At 68.3% G+C, this 13,463-nt stretch carries 13 protein-coding genes; 12 read left to right on the forward strand and 1 reads right to left on the reverse strand.

All coding sequences use genetic code 11. The features are described from left to right. The first annotated feature begins 31 nt into the window (after nt 1-31). The 7 genes from VF329_06320 (at nt 32) to VF329_06350 (ending at nt 7,523) form a co-directional block, all read left to right on the forward strand. A complete protein-coding gene (locus VF329_06320; GenBank protein HEX7080609.1) occupies nt 32-724 on the forward strand; it encodes an RDD family protein in 693 nt (230 codons plus the stop codon). Beyond that, the gene (locus tag VF329_06325; GenBank protein ID HEX7080610.1) at nt 721-1,698 is read left to right on the forward strand and encodes a stage II sporulation protein M; all 978 of its coding nucleotides are present in this window, start codon (nt 721-723) and stop codon (nt 1,696-1,698) included. The genes VF329_06320 and VF329_06325 overlap by 4 nt, the downstream gene beginning before the upstream one ends. Continuing rightward, nucleotides 1,688-3,223, forward strand: coding sequence for a hypothetical protein (locus VF329_06330; GenBank protein HEX7080611.1), 1,536 nt, complete (start codon nt 1,688-1,690; stop codon nt 3,221-3,223). Before VF329_06325 ends, VF329_06330 begins: the two co-directional genes overlap by 11 nt. After that, nucleotides 3,223-4,569 (forward strand): DUF4350 domain-containing protein, encoded by a 1,347-nt coding sequence (locus tag VF329_06335; GenBank protein HEX7080612.1) that lies wholly within the window; start codon nt 3,223-3,225, stop codon nt 4,567-4,569. Before VF329_06330 ends, VF329_06335 begins: the two co-directional genes overlap by 1 nt. Then, nucleotides 4,566-5,540, forward strand: coding sequence for a MoxR family ATPase (locus VF329_06340; protein ID HEX7080613.1), 975 nt, complete (start codon nt 4,566-4,568; stop codon nt 5,538-5,540). The genes VF329_06335 and VF329_06340 overlap by 4 nt, the downstream gene beginning before the upstream one ends. Continuing rightward, nucleotides 5,537-6,844, forward strand: a complete 1,308-nt coding sequence (locus tag VF329_06345; GenBank protein ID HEX7080614.1) for a DUF58 domain-containing protein — start codon at nt 5,537-5,539, stop codon at nt 6,842-6,844. The genes VF329_06340 and VF329_06345 overlap by 4 nt, the downstream gene beginning before the upstream one ends. 121 nt (nt 6,845-6,965) lie before the next feature. Further along, nucleotides 6,966-7,523: a DUF805 domain-containing protein gene (locus VF329_06350; protein HEX7080615.1), complete on the forward strand. Its 558-nt coding sequence runs from the start codon at nt 6,966-6,968 to the stop codon at nt 7,521-7,523. A gap of 60 nt (nt 7,524-7,583) precedes the next feature. On the opposite strand, the gene VF329_06355 is transcribed toward VF329_06350, so the two are convergent. Further along, nucleotides 7,584-8,537, reverse strand: coding sequence for a hypothetical protein (locus VF329_06355; protein HEX7080616.1), 954 nt, complete (start codon nt 8,535-8,537; stop codon nt 7,584-7,586). A 188-nt stretch (nt 8,538-8,725) separates the two neighbouring features. Here VF329_06355 and VF329_06360 point away from each other — a divergent pair, with 188 nt between their 5' ends. The 5 genes from VF329_06360 (at nt 8,726) to VF329_06380 (ending at nt 13,445) form a co-directional block, all read left to right on the forward strand. Continuing rightward, on the forward strand, nt 8,726-9,385 hold the full coding sequence (locus VF329_06360; GenBank protein ID HEX7080617.1) for a hypothetical protein: 660 nt from the start codon (nt 8,726-8,728) through the stop codon (nt 9,383-9,385). A 266-nt stretch (nt 9,386-9,651) separates the two neighbouring features. Next, nucleotides 9,652-10,227, forward strand: coding sequence for an RT0821/Lpp0805 family surface protein (locus tag VF329_06365; GenBank protein ID HEX7080618.1), 576 nt, complete (start codon nt 9,652-9,654; stop codon nt 10,225-10,227). Nucleotides 10,228-10,288: 61 nt separating this feature from the next. Then, on the forward strand, nt 10,289-11,518 hold the full coding sequence (locus tag VF329_06370; protein ID HEX7080619.1) for a diguanylate cyclase: 1,230 nt from the start codon (nt 10,289-10,291) through the stop codon (nt 11,516-11,518). 259 nt (nt 11,519-11,777) lie between these two features. Beyond that, nucleotides 11,778-12,131 (forward strand): hypothetical protein, encoded by a 354-nt coding sequence (locus tag VF329_06375; protein ID HEX7080620.1) that lies wholly within the window; start codon nt 11,778-11,780, stop codon nt 12,129-12,131. Between the two features lie 420 nt (nt 12,132-12,551). Beyond that, on the forward strand, nt 12,552-13,445 hold the full coding sequence (locus tag VF329_06380) for a UDP-2,3-diacylglucosamine diphosphatase (GenBank protein ID HEX7080621.1): 894 nt from the start codon (nt 12,552-12,554) through the stop codon (nt 13,443-13,445). The last annotated feature ends 18 nt before the right edge of the window (nt 13,446-13,463 follow it).

The following is a 13,463-nucleotide window of genomic DNA, read 5'->3' on the forward strand; positions in this document are numbered from 1 at the left end:
TGAGCTGCACCGCCGGACGGAGGCGCCTCGATTGCTGCTCGATACGACGTACGACATCGCGACGCCGGAGGGCGTCGAGCTGCGGCTGCCGCTTGCGGGCCTCGCGCCTCGGGCGCTCGCTTGGCTCGTCGACGCCGGGATCAAAACCGGGGTGCTGTTGTTTGCCTCGATGTTTCTCCGTGTGCTCGGCGTATTCGGCCTCGGCGTCTACTTCGTCGTCACCTTCGTGCTGCTGTGGTTCTACAACGTCCTTTTCGAAGTGCTGGGGCACGGCGCGACGCCCGGTAAACGCTCCTTCGGCATCGCCGTCGTGAACCGGAACGGCACACCCGTCGGCTGGTCCGCATCGATCATCAGGAACCTGATCCGCGCAGTCGACGTGCTGCCCGGGTGCTACGCGTTCGGATGCATCAGCGTCTTGATCAGCGGCAGGTTTCAGCGCCTCGGCGACCTTGCCGCCGGCACCGTCGTCGTGCATCGACCGAGAGCCTCGGCGACGCCGCCGCGGCCGCGAGCCGACGACGTCGACCCGCTCCCGGTAGTCGTTCCGCTTTCGCGGGAGGAGCAGCAGGCGATCGTCGATTTCGGGGAGCGGTTCGGCCGACTCAACGTCGAGCGTGCGGAGGAGCTCGCGGCGGTCCTGAGACCCGTGTTCAGCGACGTGAACGCGGCGCGCCTCCGCGCCTACGCGGGCTGGCTCGCGGGCCGGGATCGACGATCATGAATCAGCACGCGTTCGAAGCCCGGTACGAGCCGAGCTGGGCCGAGCTCGAGGAGGCGATTCGCGCGCTTTCGAGCCGGCGCAGGAAGTCGCGACGCGATGCGAGGCGGATCGGCCGCGAGTTCCCGGGGCTCTATCGTCGGCTCTGCCACCATCTCGCGCTCGCACGCGCGCGGCGGTACAGCCTCGGATTGCAGCAGCACCTGAACCGCCTGGCCCTCGAGGGCCATCGGCATCTCTATCGCACGCGAACCGTCGGGCTCGCCGCGCTCGTGCAGTTCGTGCTTCACGATTTTCCCGCCGCGTTCCGCAGGCACGGACGGTACGTCGCCGTGTCTGTCTTGCTGTTCGGCGGATCCGGCCTCGGGATGGGCCTCGCCGTGCAGATACAGCCCGATCTCGTCTACTCGCTGCTCGAGCCGCACGAAGTTTCGGCCGTGGAGGCGATGTACGACCCGGAGAATCGGGTGCTCGGCCGCGAGCGCGAATCCGCGACCGACGTCGCGATGTTCGGCTTCTACATCTACAACAACGTCGGCATCGGCTTCCAGACGTTCGCCAGCGGCCTGCTCTTCGGCATCGGCAGCATCTTCTTTCTTTGCTTCAACGGATTGTTCATCGGCGCGCTCGCGAGCCATCTCACTTCCGCGGGGTTCACGGAGACGTTCTGGCCGTTCGTCGTCGGTCACAGCTCGCTCGAGCTCACGGCGATCGTCATCTTCGGCGCCGTCGGCCTCATGATCGGCTTCGCGGCGGCGGCGCCGGGCAGAAAGAAGCGCTGGCACGCGATCCGCGACCGCGCCGCCGACGCGATGCCGCTCGTCTACGGGGGCAGCGCGATGCTCGTCGGCGCCGCATTCGTGGAAGCCTTCTGGTCGTCGACCACCTGGCCGCCGATCGGGGTGAAATACCTCGTCGGCGGGATCCTGTGGCTCGCGCTGATCGTCTATTTCGGGCTGCTCGGCCGTGGATCTTGAGCATGTGACGGCGGAGCTCCGGCCCCGCAGCGCGTGGGAGGCAGCGGACTTCGGTGCGCGGCTGATTCGGCGCGATGCCGCCGCGATCTATCGCGTCTGGTTCGCCGTCACGCTGCCTCTCGTCGGGCTCGCCGCGCTCGCGGTCGCGTATACCCCGTATCCCACGCTCGCCGCCCTCGCGTATTGGTGGCTCGAGCCGCTCGCCGACGGGCCGATGCTGCACATCGTCTCGCGCCGGCTCTTCGGCGAGAAGCCGAGCGCTCGGGCCGCATTGAAGGCGCTTCCCGCGCTTGCGTGGCGCAATCGCATCTTTCTGCTTTCGCCGTATCGCTTCCACTTCGCGCGCTCGATCGCGATGCCGTTGACGCAGCTCGAGGGGATGAGCGGAAAGCGGAGGCACGCTCGAGCCAAGGTGTTGAACCCGAGGATCATGCGATACGGCACGGGTGTGACGGTCGCGTATCAGCATCTCGTCCTGTCGCTGTACGTCGGCGTCATTCTGATCGGCTTCGTGTTGGTGCCCGCGCAGTATCAGGAGACGATCGGGGTAGGCTGGGTCAGCCAGTTTTTTACCGGCGACACGCGAGTCGGCGCATTGCTCGGGCTCCTCATCGGCTATCTCGCGCAATCCGCGCTCGAGCCGTGGTTCGTCGGGTGCGGTTTCGGCTTGTACGTCAACTGTCGCACCGAGCTCGAGGCGTGGGATCTCGAGATCGCGTTCCGGCGAATGGTCCAGCGGCGCGCGGGCCGTGCGGCCGCCGCGGTGCTCGTCGCGGCCGTCGTGCTCGCACCGATGATCGCTCTGCCGCAGTCGGCGCGCGCGCAAGCGCCGGAGCCGGCACAGGCCGAGATGCTCGAGAATCCGGGGTTTCCGTTCTGGGGCGACGAGGCCGTTCGTCCGGCGGTCGACGAGGTCATGGCGAGCGACGCGCTCGACGTGACGCGCGAGATCGAGCGCTGGCAAAGAATCGATCGGCGGGACGCGAATGTTTCGGAGCCGGGGGCCGCCGAGGGCCTGCTCACGGCCATGCTCCAAACCTTGACCCGCGCGTTGTCGGCGGTCGTCGAGCTCGCGTTGTGGATTCTGATCGGCGTGCTGCTTCTGGCCGGGGCCGTCCTCGTCGTGCGGCGGCGACGAAGCCTCCGGGCGCGCGTCTCCGCGCCTCCGTCCGCGCAGAGGGTCGTCCTCGCCGGCGGCGAGATTAGCGCCGAGACGCTGCCGGGCGACGTTCCGGCCGAGGTGCTGAAGCTCTGGCGCGCCGGCGAGCGGCGCGGCGCAATGAGCCTCCTTTATCGAGGCAGCGTCTTCGCCGCGGTCGAGCACCTCGGCGTGCGTTTGCCGCCGAGCGCGACGGAAGGCATGTGCGTCGCGGCGGTAGAGCGGCAGGCCGAGGCGGCAAAGGCCGAGTTCTTTCGCAAGGTCGTGACGGCGTGGACGTGGTACGCCTACGGCGCACGCGATCCGAGCGACGACTTCGTATCGTCCATCTGCGCCGAGTGGCCGCGGCATTACGGGACGGCGTGATGAGAACGTGGCTTGTCACGCTGGCCGTGGTCGCCGCGTGCGCGCTGCTCGCTGCGTGGTTCTTCATGACGCACGAGAGAGTCGTCGTGGAGATACCGGCGACGTATCGGGGCGAGGCGAGATTCAACGAGTTTCTCGCCGCGGAGATGCTGCTGCGAGAGCTGGAGATCGAGGCCGATTCCCGGGCATCGCTCGAGCCGAGCGAGTGGCTGCCCGAGCCGGCCGACACGCTGGTCGCGCGCTCCTCGGCGACGTTCGCCGCACCCGAGGAGCTCGGGCGCCTCGACGCCTGGGTGGCGAGCGGCGGCCATCTGGTGCTCCTGCCGCCCGAGCAGCCGACGCGCGACACGGACGCCGTGTTCGAGCATTTCGGATTTCGGCTCGTGGAGGCCGATCCCGCGCTGGAAGCCGATCCCGCCGCGGAGGCGGGCCCGGCCGTGGAGGCGAACCCGGCCGTGGAGGCGGGCCCGGCCGTGGAAGCGAACCCGGCCGCCGAGCCCGATGCGGCCTCGGAGCCGGACGCAACCGCGGAGCCGGACGCAACCGCGGAGCCCGAGGCCGGCGCGCGCGTGATCGTCGCCGGCGGGCACGTGTTTGTCGTCGGCGAGCGAGTGCTCGTCGCCGGCGGGAGCGGCGAGTCGGAAACCGCGGCCTATCGGGTCGTCGGCGGCATCGTTCGACGTCTCGAGCTCGCCGCGGAAGGTCCCGACGGCGCCGGGCTCGGATTCGACGGCGCGACGCTCGCGGACGAGCACGGCCTCGTTGCCGTCCGCCGCCGGCACGGCGGCGGCTTCGTCACGGTGATCGCCGGATCGTCGTGGTTCGAGAATCCGTTCCTTGCCCAATACGATCACGCCCGCCTGCTGCTCGACGCCGTGGCCGGACGCATCCAGCCGGGCAAGGTGTGGTTCGTCTACGGCGCCGAATTCCCGCCGCTTTGGCAGCTGATCTGGACGCGCTTCCCGTACGCCGTCATCGCGATCGTGTCGGCGATTCTCCTTTGGCTGTGGTCGGTGATGCCGCGGTTCGGGCCCGCGATCGCACCGGCCGCTCCCGCGCGTCGATCGATCGTCGAGCACGTCGCGGCGGCCGGACGCTTCGTCTGGCGGCACGACGGCGCCGGCACGCTGGTCGCGGCCTCGACGGCCGCCATGCTCCGCCGCGCAGAGGCGATGCACCCCGGCATCGGTCGAATGCCGGCCCGCGAGCAAGCCGCGGCGATCGCGAGGATGACCGGACTCTCGGCCGAAGCCGTGCTGGCGGCGCTCGGGCCGCGCGCCGAGATGCGGCCGCGGGAATTCACTCACCGGATCCGAGCATTGCAGACGATGAGGAACGAGCTATGACGGAACGCGCCGAAGCGCATCGCTTACTCGAGGAGAAGATCGCGGCGCTGCGCGCGGAGATCGGGCGCGCGTTCATCGGCCATGCCGACGTCGTGGACGCCGTCGTGATCGCGCTGCTCGCCGGCGGCCACGTGCTGCTCGAAGGCGTGCCCGGCCTCGGCAAGACGCTGCTCGTACGCGCGTTGTCGCAAGCCTTCGGCGGGAAGTTCTCGCGAATTCAATTCACTCCGGATCTGATGCCGAGCGACGTGAGCGGCCATGCGGTCTACGACATGCAGTCGGAAACGTTCCGGCTGCGCCGCGGCGCGGTGTTCGCGAACCTGCTGCTCGCCGACGAGATCAACCGCGCGCCGGCCAAGACGCAGGCGGCGCTGCTCGAGGCGATGCAGGAAAACCAGGTCACCATCGAAGGCAAGTCGTTGCCGCTGCCGGCGCCGTTCATGACCGTGGCGACCCAGAATCCGGTCGAGCACGAAGGAACCTATCCGTTGCCGGAGGCACAGCTCGACCGATTCCTGTTCAAGGTGCTGATCGACTACCCGGACCACGACGTCGAGCTGCGCATCGTCGAGTCCGTCACGAACAACCGAGTGGGCGAATCCCTGCACGTGGACGATGTAAGGCAGGTGATGACGGCCGAGGATGTGATCGCGGCGCAGAAGCTCGTCGCGGCCACGCAGATGGCGCCGGCCGTGATCGACTACGCGGTGCGGATCGCCCGCGAGACGCGGCAAGTATCGGGCATCCGGATGGGCGCCGGGCCGCGCGGCCCGATATCGATCGTGCGGGCGGCGCGAGCGGCCGCGGTGCTCGAGCAGCGCGCGTTCGTGACCCCCGACGACGTGCGGAAGGTGGCGATTCCGGCCTTACGGCACCGCATCGCGCTAGCGCCCGAGCTCGAAATCGAGGCCTACCACCCGGACGACATCCTCGCAAACCTTCTCGAGAAGGTGAGCGCGCCGCGACAGTGATACCCCGCCGCCCGCTGCTTCTGGCCGCCGGAGCGCTTGCGCTCGCCGGCATCTTCGCCGGGCTCGACCCGCGCGTCGCCGCCATCTGGCCGTTCGCGGCGCTGGTGCTGCTCGCCGCGGCCTCGGCCGACGCGGCCGTGCACGCGCGCGTGCGCGCGCCGGCCGTGGAACGCGATCTTCCGCGCTCGATGGCGCTCGGCACGTGGATCGACGTCAAGATCACGGTTCGCAACGATACGGCGCGCCGGCCGCTGCGCCTGCAAATCTTCGATCACTATCCGCAGACCTTCGCCGCTCGCGACCTGCCGCAACAGACGACCGTCGCGCCGGGCCGTTTTCAGGACGTCGGGTATTCGCTGCGCGCGACCGAGCGCGGCTTCTTCACGTTTCCCGGCGTCGAGCTCCGCATCGCGTCGCCGCTCGGCCTGTGGTGGCGCAGGCGATTCGTGCCGAATGCGCAATCGGTGCGCGTCTACCCCAACTACTCGACGATCTCGAAGCTCCTGGCGTACGAGGTCGACAGCCGGCTGCAGCTCGCGGGCATGCGCTTGCGGCAGCGACGCGGCGAAGGCACGGAATTCCATCAGCTTCGCGACTACCGCGAAGGGGACAGCGTGCGGGCGATCGACTGGAAGGCGACCGCCCGAACATCGCGTCTTATCGCGCGCGAGTACCAGGACGAGCGCGATCAGCAGGTGCTGTTCATGATCGACGCGGGAAGGCGCATGCTGGCCAAGGACGCCGAGCTCAGCCATTTCGACCATACATTGAACGCGATGCTTCTGCTGAGCTACATCGCGCTCCGCCGCGGCGATTCCGTGGGCGTCATGATTCTCGGCGCGGATCGAAGCTGGTATCCCCCGCGCAAGGGCTTGCAGGCGATCAACGGCCTGCTGAACCACGTTTACGACGTCCAGCCGGCGCCGCACGAAGTAGATTACCTGGCGGCGGCTACGGAGCTCGCCGTGAAGCAGCGAAGACGCTCGCTGGTCGTGTTGCTCACGAACGTTCGCGAGGAGGACACGGACGATCTCGTCGCGGCGATCGGCCTCCTGAAGCGGCGGCATTTGGTGATTCTCGCGAGCTTGAGGGAGGCGGCGTTGGACGAGGCGCTCGCGCGCCGCGTGCTCGGATTCGAGGACGCGCTGCTGCACGCGAGCACGGCCCAATACCTCGAGAAGCGGCGCGGGGCGCACGATCTGCTGCGCGCCCGGGGAGTCTACGTGGACGACTGCGTTTGGAGCGAGCTGCCCGCGGCCATCGCGAATCGGTATCTCTCGATCAAGCGGGCCGGGCTGCTCTGACGCGGCCGTGACGCTCCCGCTCGGCCGACACGAGTCACAATATTCTCATCCGCTGCTAACGATTCGAGACGGATTTTGCTACTTTCCCGGGGAATTTTGCTCACCGGGAGGATATGAGCGCATGGTCCAAGCCAATCCCTATGCGGCGCCGAGCAGCAGCTTGACCGTCGAAAGCACCGACGAGGTCGGCGATTCGCCCGTGTTCTCGTTCAGCGGCCGCGCCGGGCGGCTGAGGTATCTCGCTCGCGTGAGCCTGTTCACGGTCGCCATCTACTTCGTCGTCGGCCTGATCTTCGCCGTGATTCTCGGCCTCGAGCCGAATGCGGTCGGCGCCAGCATCGCGATCGGCTACGGCTTGGTCTTCATCGCCTCGATCGTCTTCGCGGTCATGTTTGCGATGCAGCGCCTGCACGACATGAATCACAGCGGCTGGATGTCGCTGCTGCTGTTCGTTCCATTGGTCAACGTCGCCGTCGGCCTCTATCTGCTGTTCGGGCGCGGCACTCAAGGAGCGAACGACTACGGTCCTCCGCCCCCTCCGAATACGCTCGGAGTCAAGCTGGCCGCGTTGATTTTTCCGGTGCTGTTCGCGATCGGCATGATCGCGGCGATAACGATACCCGCTTACCAGGACTACGCGACGCGCGTAGAGCAAGCTCAGCCGATCGGAGCGGAGTAGCGGTCGGGCCTCACGCGGCCGCCGGCTCGCGAGCTCAGCGCCGCTGAGCTCCTCCGCCGGCTACTCCCAGCCGGTCGGCGACATGTAATCCACGACGATGCCGATCGCTTCGATCTCGTGAATCTGCCCGCCCCAAATCTTGAAGATGTGCATCGCGGGCAGGTCGAACGGGTCGAAGTCCATGACGCGCGTTCTCTGCCCCGGCACGCCGTACAAGGGGAACTCGTGGGTCTCGAACGCGTGGCGGAAATGCGAAAGGCCGAACGCGAGGCCGTTGACCTCGTCGGCGATCGACACGCGCCGATTGTCGATGCTCGTGATGTACTCGAAGGTATTCGTATCGAGCTGCGCCTCGCATCCCAGTGAGCCGACCAGCCCGAAACCTTGAGAGGGATCGCGTGCGACCGGGTTGCGTGCCGTCTGTCTGCCGTTCTCGAACCTGACGCAATCGTCCGCAAAAGGCGCCAGCGAGCCGTTGTTGCGGTCGAGCGCGTCGTAGTACGAGGCCGCGATGTGCAGCAGGCGTGACCGCGAATCGCGATAGGCCTCGTCCGTGACGGGAGAGACGAGCGGTGCGCGCGGGGATCGAAGGTTTGCGAGGCTGCTCTCATTGAGATTTCGGACCACGAGGTGCTCGGCCTCCGTGATCCGCCCGTCCTCGAGCTCGAGGCGCAGGCCGAGCTCGATCGGGATCCGATCACCGTCGCGATCTTCCATGAGCACCGCGAGATACCCTACCTGCTGCGCGACGGGGTCCGGCACGTGGATGACGAACGACGTCGGGACGGCGGCCGCAGTGGCCCACAATCCCTCGCCGGGCTCGATGCGCTCGATGTTCTCCACGATCTTGACGTTCTCGGCGAGCGGCACGCGCGACGGATCGTGGGCCACCATCGCCGCCACGTAGTCGTCGGCCAGGTCGATCAGGCATTGGCGGTCGCATTCCTGAGCCTGCGTCAACGGCGAGAGCGCCAGGAGTGCCGGCGCAAGGATCCGCTGCGTCCGCTTCGTCATCGTTGCCCCCCGAGGTTGCGTGGACGATCGAGAATGGGTTCTCGGCAGCCGGAAGCCTACAACATCGGCCGCACCGTCAGAAGCCGCAATGTGCACCATCGCGGCACTGCGACGTTCCGGCCGTTTCCACGAGCCGCTCGGGCGCGGGCGTCGAAGGTTTTCCCCGGCCCTTGACGAGTCCGTACGCGATGTCCGAGCATCTTCGCGTCGAGCCGAAGAACAACATGACGATGCGTGCAGTCTTGCTCCGCGCTGCGGGAATCCTCTTCGGGAGCGTCGCGCTTGCCGCGTCCGCCGCGCCGTCGGACGTCGAGGTCGAGGTCGAGTTCATCCCGTCGACCGCCGCGCACGGCTACGCGGTCCGGATGTATCGGTCGATCTGGGAGCAATACGGCGCCCGCATCGTGTCCGCGTTCGAAGCGCGCACCTGTCTGCCGTTCGTCGAATCCAAGGTCTGGGCGGTGGTCGCGGACGCGGTCAGCCATTCCGGCGGTCCGCATCACCCGATGCGCCTGCGCGGCAGCTATGCTCCCGACGTCAAGCGCTCCACGCTGGTCCACGAGCTCGGGCACCGGCACCTTTGGCAGCTCGCCGAGCGGCTCGACGGCCTCGACGGCCATCGAACGCTGTATCTCGTCCTCGACCGTGTTTGGGCGGATGTCTGGGGCGAGGAGTTCGCGCGGGAACGGATCCGCGGCGAGTCCGAGTGGCGGGCGGAGTACGACTATGCCGGCGCCTGGGAATGGGCGCGCTCGCTGGCAGGCGAAGACCGCTTGGAGCTCTGGAACCGGCTTCTGCGGATGAACGGCTTTCAGGGAAACTGCACCGGCTTGCTCGGAGCGCCCTGAGACGGAACTCGGCGCTTCCGCTTCGCCCGCAGCCACGCTCGGTCGCAACCCTCGACCGCGTTGTGAAAGCCGGCTCCGCCGCATCGGCGTGAGCCCGGGGTTCGATCCTCCTCGGCCGCATCCAAGCGTGACCTTCGTCACGGAACCCGGGCATCGATGAAACCCAAATAGCGCTCGGCCGTGACGCACGATAAGGCCGGGGATTTCAACGCGCGGCGCGGGTCTCGTTCGCCGACGCTGCCGGATGAGCGACCGAGGAGGGTCGAATGCGTATGCCGATCTCGACGAAGACTGCTCGACTGATGGTGATCGCGTGGATTGCCGCGTTGTCCGCGAGCGCGCTTGCCGATCCGCCTCCGCACGCGCCCGCTCACGGTTGGCGCAAGAAGCACGATCCTTACTACGTCGGGCATTCCGGCGGTCAATGGGAATACGACTACGACATCGTCTCCGGGCACTGCAATCGTGAGGCCATCGCCACGGTCGTGGGCGGCGTCGTGGGCGGCGTCATCGCTTCACGCGTCGCCGACGAGCACCGCGCGGTCGCGACGCTGATCGGCGCGGCGGCGGGCGCCCTGATCGGAAACCGGATCGGCCGCGAGCTCGACGAGGCGGATCGCGCGTGCATCGGCCACGCGCTGGAGATCGGCGAGGCCGGGCACCCGGTCACGTGGACGAACGAGTCGACCGGCGTGCGTTACGAGCTGCTGCCCGGCGCGGATCGCAAGCGTGACGGCGCCGCGTGCCGCGAGTTCACGATGATCGCCGTCGCGGGCCGCGAGAAGACGACCCGGCGCGGCGTTGCTTGTCCGTCGCAGCCCGGTGTCTGGCGCATCTTGTAGGGGCCGCGAGAGGAGAACCCGGATCACATCGGCGCGGCGCGATTGCCGTTATGCTTCGGCGATGCCGCCGCCGCCCCCGTCCCAGCTCGATCCGAGCCCGTTTCCGAGCTCGCCGTACGCAGTCGAGCTCGAGAACGGTCCCCGTCGCCGGTTCGCCCCGACGATCGAGGCGGAGTACGTTCGCAGTCATCTGCTGGAGAACCGCGCGCTGATTCGCGCCGCGTGCGTCGTCGCCGCCGTGACGAGCGCGCGCGGTGCGGTAACGGTCGCGTTCGGAAGCGTGCCCGGCATTGACCGCGTGGTCGAGATCGGGCTGCTGCTGGTTGTTGCGGGCGTGTTGCTCTCGCTCGCGTGGAGCCGCCGCTTTGCGGATCTCTACCTGCCGATCGCCCGGCGCCTCGTCCCCGTGCGAAACCTCGTGGCCGGCGCGCTCGTCGCCGGGGTCGCGGCAGACGGTCGGCTCGAATCGCTGATGACGCTGCCGCTGATGGTCGTCGGGCCGCTTTTCTTCATGGGGCTGCCGTTCGGCGTGGCGTTGACCGCGGTGGTCTTCGTCATCGCTTCGTTCTTCGTGAACGGTCTCGCCATGGGGCTCGCGCTTCCGCTCGTGCTGCGGTGCTCCACGACGCTCTTGCTCGTGACGGTCGCCGCCGCGATCGCCGCGCGGCACATCGAGAAGATGTCCCGCAGGAGCTTTCTCGAGCGCCGCATGATCGCCGAGTTCGCCGAGCACGACGCGTTGACGGGCCTCAACAATCGGCGCGTGTTCGACGAGCGGATCGAGCAGCTGTGGGAGCGAGCCGTCGCGACCCGCGGCAGCGTTGCCGTTTTTCTGGTCGACGTCGACCGATTCAAGGCTTACAACGATTTCTACGGACATCAGGCCGGTGACCAGACTCTGCGCAGAGTCGCCGGCAAGCTGCAAGCGCTCTTCTCGCGTTCCTCGGACGTGCTCGTGCGTTACGGCGGCGAGGAGTTCGCGGCGGTCGTCTACGACATCGGCGGCGACGAGGCGAGGGCGCTCGGGGAGCGTGCGCGGCGCGGGGTCAGCGACCTCGCGATCGAGCATCGTGGGGCGGGCAACGGCAGGGTCACGATCAGCGTCGGGATCGCCGTCGTCGAGCCCACGAGCCAAAGGCGGCCGCGGGGCGCGCTGCAGCTCGCCGACCAGGCGCTCTACGAAGCGAAGGCGCGGGGAAGAGACCGCGTCTACCTGCTGGACCAGGCGGCGCACGACATGCTGGTCACCGGCGTCTTCCAGCGCGACGTGCTCGCGCAGCGGCAGCGCTAGCTCGCAAATCGGCCGCGTCAACGTTTGTAGCAATTTTGTGTCGAGATGCGACGCGCGTGTCGCGGCTCGACGGCACGCGGGGCGCGCGTTTCCCGTTCGCCGGCCGCCCGCAGCGCTTCGCGCTCGTCCCGCCTGCGCCCGCCGGCGACAAAGACCTTCAACAATCGATACAGATTCCCGGCCCTCCGCGCAGTAACGTGCGCGGCCTCACGCGGTATTCGGCTTGAGGCAATCCATTCGATCAGAGGAGTCGGAGGCCATGATCAGTCAATCGTTTCGCAGCGCCTTTGTCGGTGTGCTCGCGATCGCCGCCTCGGCGCTCTTCACCGCCGGGGCGTCGGCCGACGACGGCCGGGTTCTCGAACCGAGCCCCGGCACCGGGCCGCCGCTCCAGGCGGAACCCCCCGCAATCGAGGAGATCGTCGTCAGCGGCGGGCGCGCGGCGTCCTCGTTCGAGATCGAGCGGCTGCGCGCGGACGTGCGCGAGCACATGCGAGCCTTGAACGAGCGGCTCAGGGAGACCCTCGAAGCGGAGCTGAAGCAGTTTGCGGACGCGACGCTGAATCTCGCTGAAGCCGACGTTCGACCCGCGGTCGACCTTCCCCCGGGCTGACCGCGGACGCGCGAGCTCGACTCCTCCCCGTCGAGACTCGCGGGACGGCCGGTCGTCCGAGCGCTTCCAGGGGCCGAGTGCACCGGCTGCGAGCGTGAGCCGTCCGAGACGGATTGCGCTCGCCTCGGCCCCGCTCTTTTTTCGTCGCGCGAGCAAGCCGAGCACGGCGCCGCCGCGGCCGACGCCCGCGCAGCGTGATGCGCGTTCGCGCATTCCTCGAGAAACCCGTGTACCATCCCGCCCTTCGCTCCAGTGTCGAGGGCGGCTCGACGCAGCGGGCCTGTTGCTCCGCCTCGCGTCGGCCTCTGCCCCGGGACCGCGAGCGCATCCCCGTGATTTTCTCGACGAGCACACAGGGACGCCGACGGACGCGCGGCGGCAGGCGCCGCGCGTCCCGAACGAAAAGGAGAATCGAAGCCGATGAGCTCTGCAGCCCGCACCCCTCTGCGAACCGTCTGGATTTCCGACGTGCACCTCGGGTCGCGGGCCTGCCGGGCGGCGCTCCTGCTCGATTTTCTCCGCCGAACGCGCTGCGACGTGCTCTATCTCGTCGGCGACGTCATCGACTTCGAGAGCTTGCGGCGTGACTTCTACTGGCCGCCGGCCCACACGGAGGTGGTGCGCACGATTCTCCGCAAGAGCAGCGAAGGCACGCGCGTCGTCTACATCCCGGGCAACCACGACGACCAGCTCCGGGCTCTGGCCGGCGCCAAGCTCGGCAACATCGAGGTGGCGGGACGAGCGATTCACACGACGCGCTCGGGCCGGCGGCTCCTGGTGCTGCACGGCGACGAGTTCGACGCGGTCGTCAGGGGCCGTTCTCTCGGCGTGCTGCTCGGCGCGCTCGCGTGCCGGACGCTGCTCTCGCTGAACCGCTTCGTCCACTGGCTTCACGACATCGCCGGACGTCCCTACTGGTCGCTCGCTCAGCACGTGAAGTCCCGTTTCGGCTGCGTGCAGCGTTACGTCGAGCGCTATCGGCACGCTACGCTGGTCGCGGCGCGCGAGGCGGGCGTCGACGGCGTGGTGTGCGGGCATATCCACAGGGCGGAGCTCGCCGAGCTCGACGGCTTGCTCTACTGCAACGACGGGGATTGGGTCGAGAGCTGCACGGCGCTCGTCGAGGATCAGCGCGGCGCGTTGTCGCTGCTCGACTGGAGGCCGCCCGTCGCCGTGCTCACGGCCTCCGCGACGGTCTCGGTCTCGGCGTGGAGCGGTATCGTGCGCGCCGCGGTCGATCGACCCGCCGCGGATCGACCGGCGGCCAGTCGCCCCGCGGTCGAGCCTCAGCCGCGCAAGGCGGTCGGCGAATGACGGCCGCGTAGCAGGTCC

It is taken from the genome of Gammaproteobacteria bacterium, from assembly GCA_036381015.1.
In the GTDB taxonomy this organism is placed as follows: Bacteria; Pseudomonadota; Gammaproteobacteria; order Steroidobacterales; family Rariloculaceae; genus ZC4RG20.

What these genes read in the sequence shown, in the direction of transcription:
- VF329_06325 (HEX7080610.1), top strand. Translation starts at nt 721, where the DNA reads ATGAATCAGCACGCGTTCGAAGCCCGGTACGAGCCGAGCTGGGCCGAG.
- VF329_06335 (HEX7080612.1), top strand. Translation starts at nt 3,223, where the DNA reads ATGAGAACGTGGCTTGTCACGCTGGCCGTGGTCGCCGCGTGCGCGCTG.
- VF329_06340 (HEX7080613.1), top strand. Translation starts at nt 4,566, where the DNA reads ATGACGGAACGCGCCGAAGCGCATCGCTTACTCGAGGAGAAGATCGCG.
- VF329_06350 (HEX7080615.1), top strand. Translation starts at nt 6,966, where the DNA reads ATGGTCCAAGCCAATCCCTATGCGGCGCCGAGCAGCAGCTTGACCGTC.
- VF329_06355 (HEX7080616.1), bottom strand. Translation starts at nt 8,537, where the DNA reads ATGACGAAGCGGACGCAGCGGATCCTTGCGCCGGCACTCCTGGCGCTC.
- VF329_06360 (HEX7080617.1), top strand. Translation starts at nt 8,726, where the DNA reads ATGTCCGAGCATCTTCGCGTCGAGCCGAAGAACAACATGACGATGCGT.
- VF329_06365 (HEX7080618.1), top strand. Translation starts at nt 9,652, where the DNA reads ATGCGTATGCCGATCTCGACGAAGACTGCTCGACTGATGGTGATCGCG.
- VF329_06370 (HEX7080619.1), top strand. Translation starts at nt 10,289, where the DNA reads ATGCCGCCGCCGCCCCCGTCCCAGCTCGATCCGAGCCCGTTTCCGAGC.
- VF329_06375 (HEX7080620.1), top strand. Translation starts at nt 11,778, where the DNA reads ATGATCAGTCAATCGTTTCGCAGCGCCTTTGTCGGTGTGCTCGCGATC.
- VF329_06380 (HEX7080621.1), top strand. Translation starts at nt 12,552, where the DNA reads ATGAGCTCTGCAGCCCGCACCCCTCTGCGAACCGTCTGGATTTCCGAC.